The sequence below is a fragment of the Nocardia fodinahabitans genome, assembly GCF_052983615.1.
The window spans coordinates 6,243,382-6,263,084 of the sequence record NZ_JBRJJC010000001.1 but is presented as its reverse complement, the minus strand read 5'-3'; the positions used below and the strand labels follow the sequence as shown (position 1 = coordinate 6,263,084).

The 19,703-nt window shown below is 68.6% G+C and carries 17 protein-coding genes and 1 rRNA gene; 7 read left to right on the top strand and 11 right to left on the bottom strand.

The annotated features are described in order from the left end of the window. Positions 1–140: 140 nt before the first annotated feature. The 7 genes from NV348_RS29485 to NV348_RS29455 all read right to left on the bottom strand — a co-directional run bounded on the left by NV348_RS29485 (position 141) and on the right by NV348_RS29455 (position 7,972). Positions 141–1,659, bottom strand: a 16S ribosomal RNA gene (locus NV348_RS29485). Positions 1,660–2,196: 537 nt separating this feature from the next. Then, the gene (gene tyrS / locus NV348_RS29480) at positions 2,197–3,483 is read right to left on the bottom strand and encodes a tyrosine--tRNA ligase (RefSeq protein ID WP_447149768.1); all 1,287 of its coding nucleotides are present in this window, start codon (positions 3,481–3,483) and stop codon (positions 2,197–2,199) included. Between the two features lie 70 nt (positions 3,484–3,553). Then, on the bottom strand, positions 3,554–4,402 hold the full coding sequence (locus tag NV348_RS29475) for an alpha/beta fold hydrolase (protein WP_447149767.1): 849 nt from the start codon (positions 4,400–4,402) through the stop codon (positions 3,554–3,556). Positions 4,403–4,589: 187 nt separating this feature from the next. After that, the gene (locus NV348_RS29470; protein WP_447149766.1) at positions 4,590–5,009 is read right to left on the bottom strand and encodes a DoxX family protein; all 420 of its coding nucleotides are present in this window, start codon (positions 5,007–5,009) and stop codon (positions 4,590–4,592) included. Between the two features lie 73 nt (positions 5,010–5,082). Beyond that, a complete protein-coding gene (locus NV348_RS29465; RefSeq protein WP_447149765.1) occupies positions 5,083–5,715 on the bottom strand; it encodes a DNA-3-methyladenine glycosylase in 633 nt (210 codons plus the stop codon). 164 nt (positions 5,716–5,879) lie between these two features. Then, complete coding sequence (locus NV348_RS29460; protein WP_447149764.1) at positions 5,880–6,770, bottom strand: RNA polymerase sigma-70 factor; 891 nt, start codon at positions 6,768–6,770, stop codon at positions 5,880–5,882. A 20-nt stretch (positions 6,771–6,790) separates the two neighbouring features. Then, complete coding sequence (locus NV348_RS29455; protein ID WP_447149763.1) at positions 6,791–7,972, bottom strand: NAD(P)/FAD-dependent oxidoreductase; 1,182 nt, start codon at positions 7,970–7,972, stop codon at positions 6,791–6,793. Positions 7,973–8,184: 212 nt separating this feature from the next. Between NV348_RS29455 and NV348_RS29450 the strand changes: the two genes are divergently transcribed. The 4 genes from NV348_RS29450 (at position 8,185) to NV348_RS29435 (ending at position 11,931) form a co-directional block, all read left to right on the top strand. Further along, positions 8,185–9,705, top strand: a complete 1,521-nt coding sequence (locus NV348_RS29450; protein ID WP_447149762.1) for a multicopper oxidase family protein — start codon at positions 8,185–8,187, stop codon at positions 9,703–9,705. Between the two features lie 73 nt (positions 9,706–9,778). Continuing rightward, positions 9,779–10,513, top strand: a complete 735-nt coding sequence (locus tag NV348_RS29445; RefSeq protein WP_447149761.1) for an ABC transporter ATP-binding protein — start codon at positions 9,779–9,781, stop codon at positions 10,511–10,513. Beyond that, positions 10,510–11,274 (top strand): ABC transporter permease, encoded by a 765-nt coding sequence (locus tag NV348_RS29440; protein WP_447149760.1) that lies wholly within the window; start codon positions 10,510–10,512, stop codon positions 11,272–11,274. The genes NV348_RS29445 and NV348_RS29440 overlap by 4 nt, the downstream gene beginning before the upstream one ends. Before the next feature lie 21 nt (positions 11,275–11,295). Further along, positions 11,296–11,931 (top strand): TetR/AcrR family transcriptional regulator, encoded by a 636-nt coding sequence (locus NV348_RS29435; protein WP_447149759.1) that lies wholly within the window; start codon positions 11,296–11,298, stop codon positions 11,929–11,931. Positions 11,932–11,962: 31 nt separating this feature from the next. On the opposite strand, the gene NV348_RS29430 is transcribed toward NV348_RS29435, so the two are convergent. Next, a complete protein-coding gene (locus tag NV348_RS29430; protein ID WP_447149758.1) occupies positions 11,963–12,916 on the bottom strand; it encodes a LysR family transcriptional regulator in 954 nt (317 codons plus the stop codon). Positions 12,917–13,025: 109 nt separating this feature from the next. On the opposite strand from NV348_RS29430, the gene NV348_RS29425 reads away from it, so the two are divergent. Further along, entirely contained in the window at positions 13,026–14,243 is a 1,218-nt protein-coding gene (locus NV348_RS29425; RefSeq protein WP_447149757.1) for an MFS transporter, read from the top strand. On the opposite strand, the gene NV348_RS29420 is transcribed toward NV348_RS29425, so the two are convergent. From NV348_RS29420 to NV348_RS29410, 3 genes are read right to left on the bottom strand one after another with little or no spacing between them, the layout of a single operon-like run. After that, positions 14,227–14,451 carry a Trm112 family protein gene (locus NV348_RS29420; protein WP_447149756.1) on the bottom strand — a complete coding sequence of 75 codons (225 nt, stop codon included), beginning with the start codon at positions 14,449–14,451 and terminating at the stop codon, positions 14,227–14,229. The genes NV348_RS29425 and NV348_RS29420 overlap by 17 nt on opposite strands. 9 nt (positions 14,452–14,460) lie before the next feature. Further along, a complete protein-coding gene (locus NV348_RS29415; RefSeq protein ID WP_218718143.1) occupies positions 14,461–14,904 on the bottom strand; it encodes a GtrA family protein in 444 nt (147 codons plus the stop codon). Next, positions 14,901–17,183, bottom strand: a complete 2,283-nt coding sequence (locus NV348_RS29410; RefSeq protein WP_447151179.1) for a hypothetical protein — start codon at positions 17,181–17,183, stop codon at positions 14,901–14,903. The genes NV348_RS29415 and NV348_RS29410 overlap by 4 nt, the downstream gene beginning before the upstream one ends. Positions 17,184–17,493: 310 nt before the next feature. Between NV348_RS29410 and NV348_RS29405 the strand changes: the two genes are divergently transcribed. Both NV348_RS29405 and rffA read left to right on the top strand, forming a co-directional pair. After that, on the top strand, positions 17,494–18,534 hold the full coding sequence (locus NV348_RS29405) for a glycosyltransferase (RefSeq protein ID WP_447151178.1): 1,041 nt from the start codon (positions 17,494–17,496) through the stop codon (positions 18,532–18,534). Beyond that, positions 18,531–19,667: a dTDP-4-amino-4,6-dideoxygalactose transaminase gene (rffA, locus tag NV348_RS29400; RefSeq protein ID WP_447149755.1), complete on the top strand. Its 1,137-nt coding sequence runs from the start codon at positions 18,531–18,533 to the stop codon at positions 19,665–19,667. Before NV348_RS29405 ends, rffA begins: the two co-directional genes overlap by 4 nt. Positions 19,668–19,703 lie beyond the last annotated feature (36 nt).

Here is a 19,703-nt window from a genome sequence, read left to right as displayed (position 1 = left end):
CGGACTTTGCCGAAACCGTATGCAATGAAAGTTGTCAGTGTTCCACCCATGAGCGTCCGCAGTTCCACGAATGGGAACTAAACGGTCTCTGCCACAACCACATTCACCTCTGTGATGCGTCGTGGAGATGTGCTCCTTAGAAAGGAGGTGATCCAGCCGCACCTTCCGGTACGGCTACCTTGTTACGACTTCGTCCCAATCGCCGATCCCACCTTCGACGGCTCCCTCCCACGAGGGGTTAGGCCACCGGCTTCGGGTGTTACCGACTTTCATGACGTGACGGGCGGTGTGTACAAGGCCCGGGAACGTATTCACCGCAGCGTTGCTGATCTGCGATTACTAGCGACTCCAACTTCACGGGGTCGAGTTGCAGACCCCGATCCGAACTGAGACCGGCTTTAAGGGATTCGCTCCACCTCACGGTATCGCAGCCCTCTGTACCGGCCATTGTAGCATGTGTGAAGCCCTGGACATAAGGGGCATGATGACTTGACGTCGTCCCCACCTTCCTCCGAGTTGACCCCGGCAGTCTCTCACGAGTCCCCGCCATTACGCGCTGGCAACATAAGATAAGGGTTGCGCTCGTTGCGGGACTTAACCCAACATCTCACGACACGAGCTGACGACAGCCATGCACCACCTGTACACCGACCACAAGGGGGCCTACATCTCTGCAGGTTTCCGGTGTATGTCAAACCCAGGTAAGGTTCTTCGCGTTGCATCGAATTAATCCACATGCTCCGCCGCTTGTGCGGGCCCCCGTCAATTCCTTTGAGTTTTAGCCTTGCGGCCGTACTCCCCAGGCGGGGTACTTAATGCGTTAGCTACGGCACGGATCCCGTGGAAGGAAACCCACACCTAGTACCCACCGTTTACGGCGTGGACTACCAGGGTATCTAATCCTGTTCGCTACCCACGCTTTCGCTTCTCAGCGTCAGTTACTTCCCAGAGACCCGCCTTCGCCACCGGTGTTCCTCCTGATATCTGCGCATTTCACCGCTACACCAGGAATTCCAGTCTCCCCTGAAGTACTCTAGTCCGCCCGTATCGCCCGCAAGCTTGGGGTTGAGCCCCAAGTTTTCACGAACGACGCGACGAACCGCCTACAAGCTCTTTACGCCCAGTAATTCCGGACAACGCTCGCACCCTACGTATTACCGCGGCTGCTGGCACGTAGTTGGCCGGTGCTTCTTCTACAGGTACCGTCACTTGCGCTTCGTCCCTGTCGAAAGAGGTTTACAACCCGAAGGCCGTCATCCCTCACGCGGCGTCGCTGCATCAGGCTTTCGCCCATTGTGCAATATTCCCCACTGCTGCCTCCCGTAGGAGTCTGGGCCGTGTCTCAGTCCCAGTGTGGCCGGTCGCCCTCTCAGGCCGGCTACCCGTCGTCGCCTTGGTAGGCCATTACCCCACCAACAAGCTGATAGGCCGCGGGCCCATCTCGTACCGATAAATCTTTCCACCCACTGACATGCATCAGAAGGTCATATCCGGTATTAGACCCAGTTTCCCAGGCTTATCCCGAAGTACGAGGCAGATCACCCACGTGTTACTCACCCGTTCGCCGCTCGTGTACCCCGAAGGGCCTTACCGCTCGACTTGCATGTGTTAAGCACGCCGCCAGCGTTCGTCCTGAGCCAGGATCAAACTCTCCGTTGAAGACTCTTGAAACACCCGAAGGCGAATCAGAAATATCTAAACTAGAGTCCGAAAACCTAGCAAAGCCAAACACCAGCAAAAGTTTGCTGTTGTTTAAATGTCCAACCTTCCAACCGGGGGGTATGGAAGGCCGGAACCAATAATAATATTGGCACTGACATTCATCGACACACTATTGAGTTCTCAAAGAACACACGCACAAGCAGAACCACCGGCTCTCGTCCGGATCTTCTGCTGGGCAACTGTTCCAGCCTAACTGCACTTCCAGGCGATGTCAATCGTAACGCTGGTCACACAGTCGAGGCAACGCCAGGCGCTCCCCGTCCTACCGCGTTTTCCCTTGCCCGCCGACCCTCTGGATCAGCGTCTCGGCTCCGGGTTGGTGTCCGTGTCGCTCTGACTTCCAATAAGTTACGCGCCGGAAAACGCTGCGTCAAATCGCCTGGACAGCAGGCCATCTGCGCTGGTCAGCGCCGCGCACCTGGCGCGCGTGCAGGCCTGAATCACACGGATGTGACTCAGGCCTCCACCGCGAGGTCAGGCTATGCGGCGCACGCCGGCCATGTTCTTCTTGCCGCGGCGCAGGACGAGCCACTCGCCGTGCAGGTAGTCGGCGTCGGACGGGGTCCATTCGATGTCGCCGATGCGCTCGTTGTTCACCGACGCGCCGCCCTCGGTGACCACACGCCGGGCCGCTCCCCTGCTCTCGGCCAGGCCGGACGCAACGAGCAGGTCGACGATCGTGTTCGGTTCACCGGGCACCACTTCGGCGACCTTGCCGTCGATCGCGGTCTCGCGCAGCGCGGCACCCAGGGTGGACGCGGGCAGGTCGCGGAGTTCGCCGCGACCGAACAGGGCCTGGCTGGCCAGTTCCACCGCCTTGGTCTCGGCTTCGCCGTGCACCAGCGTGGTCATCTCCGCGGCCAGGCGCTTCTGGGCCTCGCGGGCGAACGGTCGTTCGGCGGTGGCCTGTTCGAGCGCGTCGAGTTCCTCCCGGCTCAGGAAGGTGAACCACCGCAGGTAGCGCACGACGTCGGCGTCGGCGGTGTTCACGAAGTACTGGTACCAGGCGTAGGGGCTGGTCAGCTCGGGGTCGAGCCAGAGGCTGCCGCCGCCGGTGGACTTGCCGAACTTCTTGCCGTCGGCCGAGGTCACCAGCGGGACGGTGAGGGCGTGCACGTGCGCACCGTCGACCCGGCGGTTCAGCTCGACGCCGGCGATGATGTTGCCCCACTGGTCGGAGCCGCCGACCTGCAGCGTGCAGCCGAATTCGCGGCGCAGCTGGAGGTAGTCGTTGGCCTGCAGCAGCATGTAGCTGAACTCGGTGTAGGAGATGCCCTCACCTTCGAGACGCCGCTTGACGGTGTCGCGGGCCAGCATGACGTTCACCGAGAAGTGCTTGCCGATATCGCGCAGGAAGTCGACGGTCGACAGCGAGCCGGTCCAGTCCATGTTGTTCGCGATCACCGCGCCGGTCGGCGAATCGTCGAGGTCGACGAACCGCTCGAGCTGGGCGCGGATGCGGCCCGCCCACTCGGCGACGGTGTCGGTGGAGTTCATGGTGCGTTCGCCGACGTCGCGCGGGTCACCGATCAGGCCGGTGGCGCCACCGGCCAGGACGATCGGCCGGTGGCCCGCGCGCTGGAAACGCTTCAGGGCGAGCAGCGGGACGAGGTGACCCGCGTGCAGGCTCGCCGCGGTGGGATCGAAGCCGGCATACAGGGTCAGCGGCGCGGCGGCGGCCGCGGCTCGCAGTTCGTCCAGGTCGGTGGACTGCGCGATCAGGCCGCGCCAGGTCAGTTCGTCGAAGATGTCGCCGGTCACGGTGCTCCATCTTTCCGTACTCGTTCCATCGCCCGCGCGCAGGTCGGGCCGTGTTCGGCGGACGGCGTGCTCAGACCCGTGCCCTGGTGACCCAGGCGGCGAGGTCGGCCTCGACCTCGTCCCGGTTGACCTCGTTGAGCACCTCGTGCCTGGCGCCCGGGTAGATCCGGTAGGTGATGTCGGTCAGCCCGGCGTCGCGGTAGCGCTGGACGAGCAGGTCGGAGAGCCGGGTGCCGTCGTTGAGCGGATCCTGATCGCCGACCATGACGTACACCGGCAGGTCGGTGCGCACGGTGCTCGGATCGGTCAGGCGCTGGTAGGCGGTGGTGGCGAGCAGCGCCATATTGGCGTCGTCGACCGGGAAACCGCACCATGGGTCGGCGAGATACGCGTCGACCTGGGCCTCGTCGCTGCTGATCCAGTCGGCGTCGGTGCGCGTCGGGTGGAAGCGCGCGTTGAAGAACGTGGTCAGGTCGCCGCCGGCGGCCGCGATCGCGTCGAACAGGCCGTCCACCGCCGACGATCCGCACAGCACGGCCTCGTCGACCAGCGCGGAGTGGTCGAGCAGGTACTGCTGCACCGCGAAGGAACCGAGGCTGTGCCCGAACAGGGTGACCGGCAGGCCGGGATGACGCTCGCGCAGCAGACCGGTCAGGGTCACCTGGTCGGCGACCAGCAGGTTCCAGCCGTCCGCGCCGAGCTGCCCCGGCTCGGAGAACATGCTGTAGCCGTGACCACGGTGGTCGGCGGCGTAGACCGCGTAGCCGGCACCCGCGAGGGTGGCGGCCAGGTGGCTGTACCGGTCGGAGTGCTCGCCCATCCCGTGCGCAATCTGCACGACGCCCACCGGTTCGACGGCGGCGGGCGACCAGCTCCGGACGTGGATGGTGATGCCGTCACTGCTGGTGAAGGTGAACACGAATTCTCCTGCGAAGGGCGCCGGGCGGGTAGGCCTCGATCGTCGCATCGGAAGTGCCCTGCGTCCCATAGGATTCGCCAACGAGTTCCGCGCCGAGACCTTGTGCCCGCGGACAAGCCCACCGTTGTCCGCGGACGCCGAAAATCGCCGGACCGACGGTCCGGCGATGCTCAGCGCGGTCGGTGATTCACCGAGCCGGCGAGGGAAGGCTGCCGCGACGCTCGTAGGCGATCCAGGCGAAGATCGCGGCCAGCGCCAGCGGGAAGATGGCCATCGACGGCTTGTCGGCGATGAAGGCCTGCGTCGCCGCGGCGAGCACGGTGAGCACCGACAGACCGGCGGCGGCCAGGGCGGTGAGCCGCGGCACCATCAGGCCGATACCACCGGCCACCTCCGCGAGGCCGATGAAGATGAGCAGCCCGATCGGGATGGTCAGGTTCTCGGGGGCGTTGTCCATCAGCATGTTCGGGATGACGAGCTTCGGGCCACCCGAAGCGATGATGAAGAACAGGCCGAGCACCACCTGCAGGGTCCACAGCACGCGGTTGCGGATCTTGCCGGGGCGGTAGGTGGTGTTGGAGAAGTTCGCGGAAGCGGTGGTGGTCATTTCGGGTCCTTCGGGTCGGTCGCGCTCGGTGAGTAGCGCGTTCACCAGATAGGACGGACCGGTTCCGCGGAATTCATCGCCGCGGCGAAGAATCTTTCGGCGCGAGTTCCGGAGCGCGCGGACTCCGCCGGTAGACCGACACCGCCGGGGACGGCAACCGGAACCGCCAGGGCACCTCGGCGGCGACACTGACGCCGACGCGCGGACCCACCGCGATCTGCGCCGCCGCTACCGGTTCGGCCAGATGCAGACGGATCTCGGCGAAGGGATCGAACAGCTCGGTCCCGTAGTCGGACAGGTTGATTCCGAGCGCGCTGCCGACGTTCCCCGGTCCGCGCGCCAGGTCGGCGTCGGTACGCGCCGCTGGCCTGCGCTCGCGGGCGACCTCCACCCCGGCGACCACCTCCCCCGCCCGGACCAGCACCGCACCGGCGATCCCGTCGAAGCCGGTGGTCACGTTGACGCACAGGTGGATTCCGTACGAGCGGTACACGTAGAGCCGCCCGGCGGGGCCGAACATCACCGCGTTGCGGGCGGTCGGCCCAGGCCAGGAATGAGCGGCCGGGTCGGGCCACGGTCCGGCCGGATCGCTGCCGTAGGCCTCGACCTCGACGATGCGCAGCGAGACCGGCCCGGACGAGAGTGTCGCGCCGAGCAGCCTGCGCGCGGCGGTGGGCGGGTCGACGGCCAGTTCCTGAGCGGACACGACCGTCATTGTCGCCCATCCCGCCGCGCGGGCGGGTCAGGCGTAGGCGCTGTGCTGACCGGCGGCCGCCATCCGGCTCGAGTGGTAGCGGATCTGGACGCGCAGGAAGGTGCGGTCGGCGGACCTTCCGCGGGGCCGAGGAGTCGACTCGCCCGCAGTGGGATTCAGCCGAGCAGCTCGGTGCCGCGGTAGAGCCCGGCCAGCTTGCCGGGGTTGACCTGGAAGCGCAGGTTCTGGATGCGCCCGTCGACGAGGTCGAAGGTGAAGGCGGCGCCGGGGTTGCCGCCGATCGAGGCGAGCGTGCCGAGTTCACCGTTGATCTCGGCGGCGCTGAGTTCGACGCCCGCCGAAGACGGTTTGGCCAGCACGCCGAGAATCCAGCGGGCGACGTGGTCGGGGCCGTACAGCGGCCTGCGCGCCGCGGTGACCACGCCGCCGCCGTCGGACCAGCAGGTCACGTCGGGGGCGAGCAGGTCCATCAGCGCGTTCAGGTCGCCGCCCGCACACGCGGCCATGAACCGCTCGGTGATATGGGCGCGCGCCGCCTTGTCGGTGTCGAAGCGCGGACGGCGCGACTGCACGTGGTTCTTGGCACGGTGCGCGATCTGGCGCACGCTCGGCTCGGAACGGTCCAGGGCTTCGGCGATCTCGGCGTGCGAGTAGCCGAAGACCTCGCGCAGCAGGAACACCGCGCGTTCGACGGGGGTCAGGGTTTCCAGGACCACCAGCATCGCGGTGGAGACGGTATCGGCCAATGCGGTGTCCTCGGCGATGTCGGGTGAGGTCAGCACCGGTTCGGGCAACCAGGGGCCGACGTAGGTCTCGCGGGTCACCCGGGCGGAGGTGAGCCGGTTCAGCGACAGGTTGGTGACGGCGCGGACCAGGTAGGCCTTCGGGTGCTCGACGACGGCCCGATCCGTGGCGTTCCACTTGATCCAGGCGTCCTGCAGGATGTCCTCGGCGTCGGTGACGGTACCGAGCATGCGGTAGGCGGTCGAGAACAGCAGCCTGCGATGTTCGAGGAAGGGATCCTGGTCCGGCATGGGGTCAACCATGGCATGCTCCGTGGGTTCGTTCACGCGGTGGCGCGAGTCGCCTTGCCGCCCTTGGACAGCTGGACGTTCATGGTCATCTTCCGGCTCGCCTTGAACGTCGGCACGGGGCTGCTGCTGACCATCTGCTTGTAGGTCCGGGCGGCCCAACCGGTCAGGTAGAACCGGCGCGGGGTGTCGTCGGCGTTGGTGAACTGGATGACCGCGTCGCGGCGGCCCAGGCTCACCGGCTGGTGGAAGTAGCCGAAGCGGAACGGCCGCACCGTCTTGCCGCGCAGTTCGGCGGCGATCGCGTCGGCCGCGTAGGCGGCGGTGGGCAGGCCGCTCTGGCAGGTGCCGTGGATCTGCCCCCACGCCTGGCGGACCGCGGCGGCGTCACCGATCGCGTGAATCGTGGGGTGCGACACCGACTTCAGGGTGGAGTCGACGACGATCAGGCCACGCTCGTCGGTCGCGATCCCCGCTTCGGCGGCCAGCGGTGACACCCGCACGCCGCTGGTCCACAGGGTGAGGTCGGCGTCGATCCGGGTGCCGTCGGCGAGCTCGACCGCGTCGGGCAGCACCTTGGTGACGCGCAGGCCGGTCGCGCGGACGATCCCGAGCCGGTCCAGCACCGCGTTCAGGTGGGCGCGCGCCTTCTCCCCCATCATCGCGCCCGGCTCGGACGAGCTGATCAGGGTCACGCGCAGGCCGGGGTGACTCTCGGCGATCTCGGTGGCCGCTTCGATGCCGGTGAGGCCGCCGCCGCACACCGTCACCGTACCGCCGGTGGCGGCGAGTTCGGTGAGCTCGCCCGCGAATTCGTGCGCGCGACGAGGGTCGTTCAGGGTCCAGGCGTGCTCGGCGACGCCGGGGACGGTGGTCGTGTCGGTGGCGCTGCCCACGGCGTAGACCAGCTCGTCGTAGGCGAGCTCGCCGATGCCGTCGACGTGCACGCGGCGCGCGTCCGGGTCGACGGCGGTGGCCCAGCCCTGCACGAAGTCGATCCCGGTGCCGGCGAGCAGATCCGGGATGTGGTGGTGCGCGAGTTCCTGTCCGGCGGCGATCTGGTGCATCCGCAGCCGCTCGGTGAATCGCGCCGACGGGTTGACCAGGGTGATCGCGACGTCGAGCTTGCGGGTTCGCCGGGCCAGGCGGATCGCGGCCAGCATGCCGGTGTAGCCGGCGCCGAGGACGACGATGCGGTGCGTGGTGGTGGTGTTCATTGCGGTGCTCCTTGTCGGTGGGATGTCGATAGGACAAACGACCTCGCAGGAAGGTGACATCCAGTCTTTGTGACCCGCGTCACATCACCCGATCGGGGTTCGGAAACCGGTGATGACCTGGCGGAATATCGATGTGATCAGGGTACGGGCCAGGGTCGGATGGGGGATTCTTCCCGATGTGCGAGCCCGGCCACCGTCCCTACCGTCGGGACATGGCTTCCCCTTCTCGACCCGGCCGCGTGCGCCGGATCCTGCTCGGCGCGGGCGCGCTCGCACTCACCCTGGTGCTCGCGATCGCCGGTCTGGTGACCTGGACCTGGGCCCGCGCCGATATCTCCACGGTCGGCACCACGGAATTCGACCGGCCACTCGCGATTCCCCCCTTGGCGCCCTCGGCCGTCGACCCGGACGGCACCCGGGTGTTCGCCCTCGACATGCAGTCCGGCACCACGGAATTCGAGCCCGGCCGGGCGACCGAGACCTGGGGGTTCAACGGCAGCTACCTCGGTCCGACCTTGCGAGCCGCCCGCGGCGAGCAGGTGCGGGTCCGCGTGCGCAACCAGCTGCCCGAGGCGTCGACGGTGCACTGGCACGGCATGCACCTGCCCGCGAAGATGGACGGCGGACCGCACCAGATGGTCGACGCGGGCCAGACCTGGACGCCGGAATGGACTGTCGCGCAACCCGCTTCGACGCTCTGGTACCACCCGCACCCGCACGGCGCGACCGAGGACCACGTGCGCCGCGGTCTGGCAGGCCTGTTCCTCATCGACGACGACGCCGCGAGCGCACTGCCGCTGCCGGACACCTACGGCGTCGACGACATCCCGGTGATCGTGCAGGACATGCGCCTGCTCGGCGACCGGTTCGACGGCAGCCACGCGGCCTTCCGCGATGTCGGCTTCCTCGGCGACCGCCTGCTGGTCAACGGCACCCTCGCGCCGTACCAGGAGGTCGGCGACGAGCTGGTCCGGCTGCGCCTGCTCAACGCCTCGACCGCGCGGATCTACAACTTCGCCTTCCGCGACAGCAAGCGGTTCTCGCTGATCGCCTCCGACGGCGGTCTGCTCGAACGCCCGGAAACGATGACGGCCGTGCGTCTTTCGCCCGGTGAGCGCGCCGAGATCGTGGTCCGGATGCGGCCGGGTGAGCGCGCGGTGCTACGCAGCGAGCAGCTCGATGTCGGCCTGGACTTCTGGACCAACCGGTTCTCCGGGGGCGACGACCGGTTCGATGTCCTCGAACTCCGAGCATCGAACGCACTGCGCCCCTCCCCCGAACTGCCCGACGCTCTCGTGCCCCCGTCGACACCGGACGGCTCCGACGTCGCGGTGGAGCGCCGTTTCGATCTCACCCTCGCCGGGATCAACGGCTCGCCGATGGCGATGGACCGCGTCGACGCGACCGTCACCCGCGGCACGACCGAGAAATGGGTGGTCCGCAATGCCGACGGGATGCCGCACAACTTCCATGTCCACGACGTGCAGTTCCGGGTTCTCGACTATGCGGGTGCTCCGCCGCCGCCCGAGCTGACCGGCGCCAAGGACACGATCTTCCTCCCGCCGAACACCACCGCGACGCTGGCCCTGCGCTTCGACGGGCCCGCCGATCCGGACACGCCGTACATGTATCACTGCCACCTGCTCTGGCACGAGGATCTGGGAATGATGGGCCAGTTCGTGGTCGTCGAGCCTGGTCAGCAGGCCGCGACACCCCCGCGACACGCGCACTGACCCTTGTCACGCCGATATGGTCGCGCTAAATTCATCACGTAGTGAATTCAACACTCGATGAATTGAGGCGACCATGTCGCACCCCACTCCGTCACCGACCGCGATCCGGGTCGACGGACTGACCGTCAACCGCGGGAAACGCACCGTTCTGCACGGGCTCACGCTCGACATCCCACGCGGCTCGATCACCGGCCTGCTCGGCCCGTCCGGCTGCGGCAAGACCACCCTGATGCGCAGCGTCGTCGGCACGCAGATCGTCGAATCGGGCAGCGTCACCGTGCTCGGCGAACCGGCGGGCACCCCCGGGCTGCGCCGCCGGGTCGGCTACGTCACCCAGGCGCCGAGCATCTACGCCGACATCAGCGTCCGCGAGAACGTCGCCTACTACGCCGCCCTCTACGGCTGCGATCGCGACGACATCGAATCCGCGCTCACCGCCGTCGGTTTGGCCGAGTACGCCGACGAGCTCGGCGACCGGCTCTCGGGCGGGCAGCAGACCAGGGCATCACTGGCCTGCGCACTGGTGGGCAAGCCGGAACTGCTGGTCATGGACGAACCGACGGTCGGCCTCGACCCGGTGCTGCGGGTGGAGTTGTGGAAGCAGTTCCGCGAATTGGCCGCGGCCGGAACGACCCTGCTCGTCTCGAGTCACGTGATGGACGAGGCCGACCATTGCGATCGGCTGCTGCTGATGCGCGACGGCCACCTGCTCGCCCAGCTCAGCCCCGACGAACTGCGCGAGCGCACCGACGAACAGAACCTCGAGACCGCTTTCCTCACCCTGATCACGATGGGAGAGCGCGCATGAGTACCACCCTGCGCCCCTATACCGCCACCACCGGCCGGATCCTGCGGCAGCTGCGCAACGATCACCGCACCGTGGCCATGATCCTGGTGGTCCCGGCCCTGCTGATGACATTGCTGTACTTCATCTACCAGGACGCCCCGAGCGCGCCGCACGCGCCGCTGACGATCTTCGACCGGGTCGGCATCACCATGCTCGGTATCCTCCCGTTCATCGTGATGTTCCTGATCACCGCCATCGCGATGCAGCGCGAACGCACCTCGGGCACGCTCGAGCGTTTGCTCACCACCCCGTTGCGCAAGCTGGACCTGCTGGCCGGGTACGGCAGCGCCTTCTCCTTGGCCGCCGCCGCGCAGGCGGCCGTCGCCTGCCTGGTCGCGTTCTGGCTGCTCGGTATGAACGCGGCGGGCAATCCCGGCTGGGTCATGCTCATCGCCATCATCGACGCGGTGTGCGGCGTGGCGCTGGGCCTGCTGGCCAGCGCGTTCGCGCGCACCGAATTCCAGGCCGTGCAGTTCATGCCGGTGATCGTGGGGCCGCAGATCTTCCTGTGCGGCTTGCTCGTTCCGCGCGACCGGCTGCCCGAGTGGCTGGAGGCGATCAGCAGTCTGATGCCGTTGAGCTACGCGGTGGACGCGCTGCAGCAGGTGTCGCTGCACCCGGAGCCGACCGCGACCATGTGGCTCGACATAGCGATCGTTACCGGGTTCGCGGTGGTCGCGCTGATCCTCGGCGCGGCTACCCTGCGTCGACGGACCCCCTAGCGGTTGAGGAGCGACAGATCCATGAGTGACGGCGAATCCGGTTCGGGCACCGCGCGATCCGGTCGGACCGGGCGCAGGCCCGGCAATACCGATACGCGCGCGGCGATCCTCGACGCGGCCCGGATCCGGTTCGCCGACACCGGTTTCGACAAGACCTCGATCCGGGCGATCGCCGGCGACGCCGATGTCGATCCCGCACTGGTGCACCACTATTTCGGCACCAAACAGCAGTTGTTCGCCGCGGTCGTGGAGTTCCCGGCCGACCCGGAGGCGACCTTGACCGCGGTCGACCGCGCGCCACTGGACGACCTCGGGGCGACGATCGTGCGCGCGGTGGTCGGAGTGTGGGACTCCCCCGCCGGGCCGGGCATCGTTGCCATGGTGCGCAGCATCTTCGGCGGCGGTGAGACGAATCTGGCCCGGTCGTTCCTGCTCCAGGTGGTGCTCGAACGGGTACGGGTGCGGATCGCCACCCCCACCGACGACGGCCGGGCGCGCGTGGCGCTGGCGGCCGCGCAGATGGTCGGATTGCTCACCGCCCGCAAGATCGTCGGCATCGAGCCGCTGGCCTCGATGCCGATCGACGAGGTCGTCGCCGCGGTCGGCCCCTCGGTGCAGCGCTACCTGACCGGCGAAATCGGTACCGGCGGCATGTGATTCAGCACGAGCGCAGCGACTGAGGTAACGCTCACACCTGATGCGGCAGCGTGGGGAGGTCATGTTCGGCGGGTGACCACGGCGGGAGCCAGCGGTCGGCGGGTTCGGCGGGGCGGTCGCGCGCGAGATGCGCGAGCAGGGTGGCCGCGTCCGGATGCGGGTCGTCCGCGCGCACGCAGACCGACCACGGGTAGCAGGGGGTCGGGTCGGTCAGCTCGATGCGGCGCAGGTTCCGGCGCGAAGCGGCGTCGATGCGGGTGTCGACGCCGATCAGGGTCGCGATCCGCGGGTCGTCGCCGATCGTGTCGAGGAGGTGTTCCATGCCGAAATTGGGCCCGGCACGGTCGATGTCGAGCGCGAAATCGGCGGTGAGGTCGCGATAGTAGGCGTCCCATTCGGTGCCGGGCACCACTCCCGGCATCCACAGCGGAACCTCGCGCAGCTCGGCCATTCGGATCGAATGCCGTTCGGCCAGTGGATGTTCCGCGCCGACAAGCAGTTGCAGCGGTTCGTCGTAGACCCGGCGGGCGAGGACGGCCTCGGGCAGCGTCGGCGTCGCGACCGCAAGCAGCGCCGCGTCGATCTCGCCGTCCGCGACCGCCCGCAGGGCCGCGTCACCACGCAGGGTCAGCACGTCGAGCCGCACGGTGGGGTGGGCGCGATGGAAGCGCTGGAGCAGGGCGGCCGAACCGACCCGGGTGGCGATCACGTCGACGCGCAGGGGTCGCGTCGGTGGGCGCAGCGCCGCCTCCGCGCGGCGGCAGGCCAGCAGGATCTCCCTGGCGTGCGGCAGCAGATCCCGGCCGGTCGCGGTCAGCTCGGCACCGTGCGGCGTGCGGCGGAACAACTGGGTGCCGTACGCGGTCTCGAGGCCCGCGATGCGCTTGGACACCGCCTGCTGGCTGATACCGAGATCGATCGCGGCCTCCTGGAACTGCCCGGTGTCGACGACGGCGACGAAGGTGGCGACGGCTCGGAAATCCACGGGACCCACCCTAGCCAGACGTGCGGACATCGGCGGACCACCGTGGGTTGTGCGGATCGCGCGATGCGTTGTTTGATCGGCTGGGGTGCGCGGTGTTTCGGTATCGGGCATGCGTAGCACCGCCGTCTCGGCGCCCCGGCTCGGTCGCGACTTCGCCCGGCTCTGGACGTCGTTCGGAGTCAGTGCCCTCGGCAGCCGGATCGCGCTGGATTCGTTCGCCCTGCTCGCGGTGACGCAGCTGCGGGCCGGGGCGTTCGCGGTGGCGGCGCTGGCCGCGATCGGGCCCGCGGCGGGTGCGGTGCTGGCGGCGCCGCTGGGTGGCTGGGCCGAGCGCGCGCCCAAGCGCGCGGTGCTGATCGGCGCCGATCTCGTGCGGTGCGCGGTGCTGGCGAGCGTGGCCGCGGCGTGGTGGCTGGGGATGCTCGGGTTCGGGCTACTGGTGGTGGTCGCGGCCGTCACCGCGGCGGCGACGATCGTGTTCACCGCCGCCCGTGGTTCGCTGCTGCGCGCGGTGGCGCCGCCGGAGCTGCTGCTCGCCGCCAACAGCAGGCTCGAGGCGACGCAGTGGGCGGTCACCGCGACCGGGCCGCCCGTCGGCGGGGTGCTGCTCGGGGTGTTCGGGCCGGTGATCACGGTGGCGATCGACGCGGTCAGCTATCTGGGGTCGGCCTGCGCGCTGGCCGGGATCCGGGCGCGCGAATCGGTCTCGGCCAGGTCATCGGTCGCCGGCGGTACCGCGGCGGGTATGCGGATCATCGTCGCCGATCCGGCGCTGCGCTGGCTGTGTGTGAACACCTGTCTGGTCAGCGGGCTGATCATGGGCAGCGCGCCCGTACTGACGGTGCTGCTCATCCGCGATCTCGGTTTCGCGACGTGGCAATACGGGGTCGTCCTCGGACTGCCCTGCCTGGGCGGTCTCGCGGCGACCCGGCTGACGGGGCCGCTGGTGCGCCGTTTCGGCGCGGGACCGGTTCTGCGCGGCGCGGGGATCGCGCGGGTCGGCGCGTCGATCGGCCTGGCGGTGACCCCGCCGGGCGTGCCGGGGATGGTCGTCGTGCTGGTGATCCAGACCTGGATCGTGGCGGCGATGGCCGTGTTCACCCCGGTGTTCGCGACCTATCGGCTCGAACGGATCGCCCCCGGCGTCACCACCAGGGTGCTGACCGCCTGGACCGTCACCAACAGCGCGGTCGTCGCCGCGACCACGGTGGCGGTCGGGGTGCTCGGGCAGGTGTGGGGTGGACGACCGGCGCTGCTGCTGACCGGGATCGCGCTGATCGCCAGTGCCGCCGCGCTGTTCGCCGTGCCGCTCAGGACTGGGCGGTGAAGAATTCGTGCTCGGCGTCGTCGACGTCGCGGGCCTCGTCGATCAGCAGCACCGGGATGCCGTTCTCGATCGGGTAGGCCCGGCGCAGGCGCGGGTTGTAGAGCACACTCGCGTCCGCTTCGGTGCGCACCAGCTGCAGCGGGCCCTTGTCCTGGGGGCAGGCCAGCAGGCCGAGCAGGGTTGCGTCGATGGTGGATTCGTGCGCCATGTCCCTAACCTACCGCGCCCGCCGGAACGAGATGTAGCGGTGCCCGAAGAAGCTGAGCACCGCGACCAGACCCATCACGATCACCGACGCGGGCGCGGCCGGGAACCCCAGCGCCGTCACGGCCACCTCGACCAGGATCACGTTGAGCACCAGCCCGCCCGCGTTGACCCCGCAGAAGGCGACGAAGTCGCGCAGCAGGTGCCCGCGCACCCGGAACACCAGCGTCCGGTGCAGCACGAACGCGACGACGGTGCTCACCGCGTAGGCGGCCACGACCGCCAGACCCGGCCTGCCGTCGCCGAGCACCCCCAGCCAGAACACCGCCAGCGCCATGCCGAGCAGGGTGTTGAACCCGCCCACGATCGCGAACGCCAACTCCTGGCGCTTCACGATCCGCAGCAGCGGGCCCGGCGTCTCGAGCACGCCGCCGGCCGACGCCGCCTCGGTGGTCATCGCACCGCGTCCGCGAGCTCGGCGTCGTCGGTGGGGATCGACTCGGCCGCAGGCGCGTCCTGTTCGTCCTCGGGCTTGCGCCCGCGCACGTACAGCCACTGGAACACCCCGAGCCCGAGCAGGCCGAGCGCGATGGCGGCGCCACCGATCTTCCAGCCCGGCGGACGCCAGGTCAGCTCGAGGTCGCCGTTGCGGGTGCCCGCCGGGATGTCGACCGCGACGAAGCTCTTGGCGACGACCTCGAACGGCACGTCCTTGCCGTCGATGCTCACCCGGTAGCCCGGCCAGCCCAGCCGCGCGAACACCACCCGGCCGCCGTTCTCGGAACTGACCCTGACCCGGCTGGTGGTGTCGGTCTCCGAGACCGAGACCGCGGTGCCGCCCTCGACCGCGGAGACGCGGCCGTTGCGGGTGGAGATCAGACCGTTCTCGCGTTCGAGCACCGCGATGTACTTCTCGTGGCCCGGGTAGTCGACCCACTTCCAGCCCGCGGGAGCTTCCTGCGTGCGGGCGTCCGGGTAGAGCGCGCGCTGCAGGACGACGCGGTCGACGTTCATCAGGTCGACGATGGTCTTGCCGGTCGACGGCTCGACCGCGAACGCGCGCCGGTACGCGTCGGGGCAGACGCTGGTGTCCCAGCGCATGCAGAGCATGTCGCCGAACCAGTAGTGCCCGTTCGGGGTGTACCCGCTGACATAGGTGAGCTCGAGGTCCTTGGCGTAGTTGCCGAATACCAGCGAGCCGTAGGCCCCGTCGAGGGTGCGCTCCGCCGGCTGGATCAGCGCGCGATCACCCAGTTGCAGCGTGGTGCCCGCGAAGTCGGGGAACGCCGCCATGGCCGCGGCGCGGTCGCTGGGCAGGTTCCAGCTCATCGGTGTCGGTTGCGCCCGGTCGACCTGGAAGTAGGCGATCGGGAACACCGCGACGATCGCCAGCGCGACCGCCGCCGAGGTGCCCTTGTGCACCGCCAGCCACACCACCCCGGCACCGAGCGCGGCCAGTACCAGCGCGGCGCCGACGTGGACCAGCCAGTTGTGCGGGTCGGCCGAGAACGAGCGCACCCACAACAGGCCGATCAGAACCGCGCCGGCGATACCGCGCGAACGCCAGTCCTTGAAGGTCGCGAACCGGCCGAGCAGCACACAGACCAGCAGCAGCAGACCCAGCGCCACCATCGGCAGCACGCGCGCCGGCCAGCGCAGCGGACCGATCGTGCCCGGACCCGCGGTCCACATCAGCGCCGCGATCGCGAACAGCGCGATGCCGCTGAGCTCGCGCCACGCGGCCCGCGCCTTGCCCCAGTCGATGAACGCCAGCGCCGGGATCAGGAACCAGGCGATGTAGACCACCGGCAGCGGCTGCACGTAGCCCCACCAGGAGGTGAAGGCGGGCAGCGTCGAGGGCAGGCTCGCGTTCAGCGATTCCGACCACGGCACGGTGAGGAACTGGTCGTTGTTGATCTGGGCGGTACCGCGCCAAGTCACCTTCGCCGACAGCATGGAGGGCAGATAGGTCGCCAGCCCGGCCAGCGCGGCCAGCCCGGAGACCATCAGCAGCCGCAGCGGCGGCTTCCATGCCTTCTGGTAGATCAGCTCCCCGATCGCGACGGCGCCGATCATCAGACCGGCCTCGACCGCGGGGAAGATGTACTGCACCGAGATCGCCAGGTACAGGTAGACGAACACCGATATCGGCCCGCAGTATCCGACGAGCCTGCTCGGGCGCTCCGCGTGGTCACCCTCCGCTACCGCCTCCGAGCGCTGACCGAGCAGGCGGGGTCCCCGCGCGTAGCGCACGCCCGAGGCCCACGCGTGCACCATCCAGGCGGTGCCGGTGAACGCGGTCATCCAGCTGGCCTCGTCGAAGAACAGCAGCCACCCCGTGAACGGGATCGAGACACCGGCCAGCGCGGCCCACTGCACCTTCGAGCCGTAGGCCAGGCAGATCCGGTAGACGCCCAGTCCGAGGATGATCGCGAAGATCAGCTTCACCACGGTCGCGTACAGCACCAGATTGTCGACCGAGGGCGCGATCAGATCGATCAGCAGCTGCGGCGGATTCAGCAGTCCCGCTTCTTCGATCGAGTAGTTTCCGGCCATCCAGTGCTCGGGCACCATCACCGGCAGATCACCGTCGCGCAGCCGCCTGCCGAGCATCACCCACAGCGGCACGTACTGGGACTCGGTGTCGTCGGTGTAGAAGTGTCTGGCGTTGGCCAGCAGAACCGCGCCGAAGCCCGCGATCACTCCGAGGGAGGTGATCAAGCCCCACAGGTACACGGCACGACGGGGAGGGGTTCTACTTTCCACCACGAGGACCAGACCCTACAGGTAAGCGACCACATCGGCACCGCCGCACGGGGCATAGGCCGGGTGCCCCCGATCGCTTGAGCCGCCGCACGACTCGGTGCCGCATTCCGGTGTTAAAGTGCGCACCACCGCAGGAGTCTCTGCTGTTCTCGGCCGTGAGCCCTGCGGCACCAGCCGCCACCAGACACGAAAGTCGACGATGCCGCTTCCTCCCGCACCCTCGTCCCGCCCCGGCGCCGTCCTGCGTGCCGGTGCGCCCGAACGCGACGGGTCGCGCCCGGTGCATTCGGTGTCGGTGGTCGTCCCGGTGTATCGCGGCGAGGAGACGATCGCGGCGCTGGTCGCCGAGCTGGACCGGCTGACCGGTCCGTCGACCTCCGCGGCGGGCGCGCGGTTCGCGGTCGAGGAGATCATCCTCGTGCACGACAACGGCCCCGACCGCTCCGACGTGGTGCTGCAGGAACTGGCCCACACCTACCCGCAGGTGCGGCCGGTGTGGTTGAGCCGCAACTTCGGCCAGGACGCCGCGACGATCGCGGGCATGGCCGCGGCGCGCGGCGACTGGATCGTCACCATGGACGAGGACGGTCAGCACGACCCGGCGTTCATCGCCGATTTCCTCGACGCCGCGCTGGCCTCGCGCGCGGACCTGGTCTACTCGAAGCCGACCAACACCCGCCCCCACGGTTTCCTGCGCAACCTCACCTCGCGCGGCGCCAAGATCGTGCTGGCGACGGTGTTCGCGTTCCCGGATTCGACGCGGTTCGAGAGCTTCCGGCTGATCCGCGGTGACATCGGCCGTCAGCTGGCCGAGGTCGCCGCCAACGGCGTGTACCTGGACGTGGCGCTGACCTGGGTGGTCGGCAATGCCGTGCAGGTGCCGGTGGTGTTGCGCGCCGAGGGCCGCGAGGAGTCCGGCTACAACTACCGCCGCCTGTTCTCGCTGTTCTGGAAGATGGTGCTGTGCAGCGGCACCCGCGGTCTGCGCCTGGTCAGCATGCTCGGGGTGACTCTCGCGCTGGCCGGGGTGATCATGGCCGCAGTGGTCATCGTGCAGGCGCTCACGCAGGACAATCACGATCCCGAGGGCTGGGCGTCGATCATCGTCGTGCTGCTGCTGTGCTCGGGCGCGATCTTGTTCTCGCTGGGCCTGATCGCGGAGTATCTCGGTGTGGCGCTGCACATCCTGGTCGGCAAGCCGCTGTACCTGACGGTCGAGACCCCGACTCCGCGCCCGGATACGATGCATGCGCCGGCTGTGCATCATCGAGTCGACGTCGTGGCGCCGGCAGCCGCGGCGGAGAAGGGCCACCACGAGTGAACGAGCGCATCATCTTCAGCAGGCCGTTCCGCGCCGCCGCCGAACGCGCCAATCTGCTGGCCGTGCTCGACTCCGACCACAGTCACGGTGACGGCCGGTTCACCAAGTCGGCGACGGCGAAGATCAAGGCCATCACCGGTGCCGGGCACACGCTGCTCACGACCTCGTGCACGCACGCGCTCGAACTCGGCGCGCTGCTGCTGGAGCTCGGGCCCGAGGACGAGGTGATCGTCCCGAGTTTCGCGTTCACCTCCGCGGCGACGGCGATGGCACTGCGTGGGTCGACGTGTGTGTTCGTCGATATCGACGACTCGACCGGCAATATCGATCCGGCCGCCGCGGCGGCCGCGATCACCGACCGCACCAAGGCGATCGTCGTCATGCACTACGGCGGGGTGGCCGCCGACATGGAACCGCTGCTCGCGCTGGCCGCGCAGCACGGGGTGGCGATCATCGAGGACAACGCCCACGGCCTCGGCGGCACCTGGCGCGGCAGGCAGCTCGGCACCATCGGCACGCTGGGCACCCAGAGCTTCCACGACACCAAGAACGTGCACTGCGGTGAGGGTGGCGCGCTGCTGCTCTCGGACGAGATCCTGATGGGCCGCGCCGAGATCATGCGCGAGAAGGGCACCGACCGCGCCCGTTTCCTGCGCGGCCAGGTCGACAAGTACTCCTGGCAGGACATCGGCTCGAGCTACCTGCCCAGTGAACTCAACGCGGCGGTCCTGGACGCGCAGCTGGCCGAGTTCGACACCATCCAGCAGCAGCGGCACCGTGTGTGGGACACCTACGCGGCCGCACTGCCCGAGTGGGCAGCCCGCAACGATGTGCGCCCCATGACGGTGCCGGCCGACCGCGGCCACACCGCGCACCTGTTCTACCTGCGGATGCCGACCGAGGAGAGCCGCGACGGCATCATCGGCCATCTCGCCGACCGCGGTATCGTCGCGCCGTTCCACTACATTCCGCTGGATTCCAGCCCGGCCGGGCTCAAATACGGCCGCACGCCGGTGCCGTGCACCCGATCGGCGAACTTCTCCGCGACGATCGTGCGGCTGCCGCTGTGGCCGCTGCTGTCGGAGGCCCAGCAGGCCCGCGTCATCGACGCGGTCACCGAATACCAGGTGTAGTCGCCACCCCGGCCGGCGCCGGGACTCAGCGGCCGA

What these genes read in the sequence shown, in the direction of transcription:
- NV348_RS29445 (WP_447149761.1), top strand. Translation starts at nt 9,779, where the DNA reads ATGTCGCACCCCACTCCGTCACCGACCGCGATCCGGGTCGACGGACTG.
- NV348_RS29440 (WP_447149760.1), top strand. Translation starts at nt 10,510, where the DNA reads ATGAGTACCACCCTGCGCCCCTATACCGCCACCACCGGCCGGATCCTG.
- NV348_RS29420 (WP_447149756.1), bottom strand. Translation starts at nt 14,451, where the DNA reads ATGGCGCACGAATCCACCATCGACGCAACCCTGCTCGGCCTGCTGGCC.
- NV348_RS29435 (WP_447149759.1), top strand. Translation starts at nt 11,296, where the DNA reads ATGAGTGACGGCGAATCCGGTTCGGGCACCGCGCGATCCGGTCGGACC.
- NV348_RS29455 (WP_447149763.1), bottom strand. Translation starts at nt 7,972, where the DNA reads ATGAACACCACCACCACGCACCGCATCGTCGTCCTCGGCGCCGGCTAC.
- NV348_RS29460 (WP_447149764.1), bottom strand. Translation starts at nt 6,770, where the DNA reads ATGGTTGACCCCATGCCGGACCAGGATCCCTTCCTCGAACATCGCAGG.
- NV348_RS29425 (WP_447149757.1), top strand. Translation starts at nt 13,026, where the DNA reads ATGCGTAGCACCGCCGTCTCGGCGCCCCGGCTCGGTCGCGACTTCGCC.
- NV348_RS29450 (WP_447149762.1), top strand. Translation starts at nt 8,185, where the DNA reads ATGGCTTCCCCTTCTCGACCCGGCCGCGTGCGCCGGATCCTGCTCGGC.
- NV348_RS29470 (WP_447149766.1), bottom strand. Translation starts at nt 5,009, where the DNA reads ATGACCACCACCGCTTCCGCGAACTTCTCCAACACCACCTACCGCCCC.
- NV348_RS29415 (WP_218718143.1), bottom strand. Translation starts at nt 14,904, where the DNA reads ATGACCACCGAGGCGGCGTCGGCCGGCGGCGTGCTCGAGACGCCGGGC.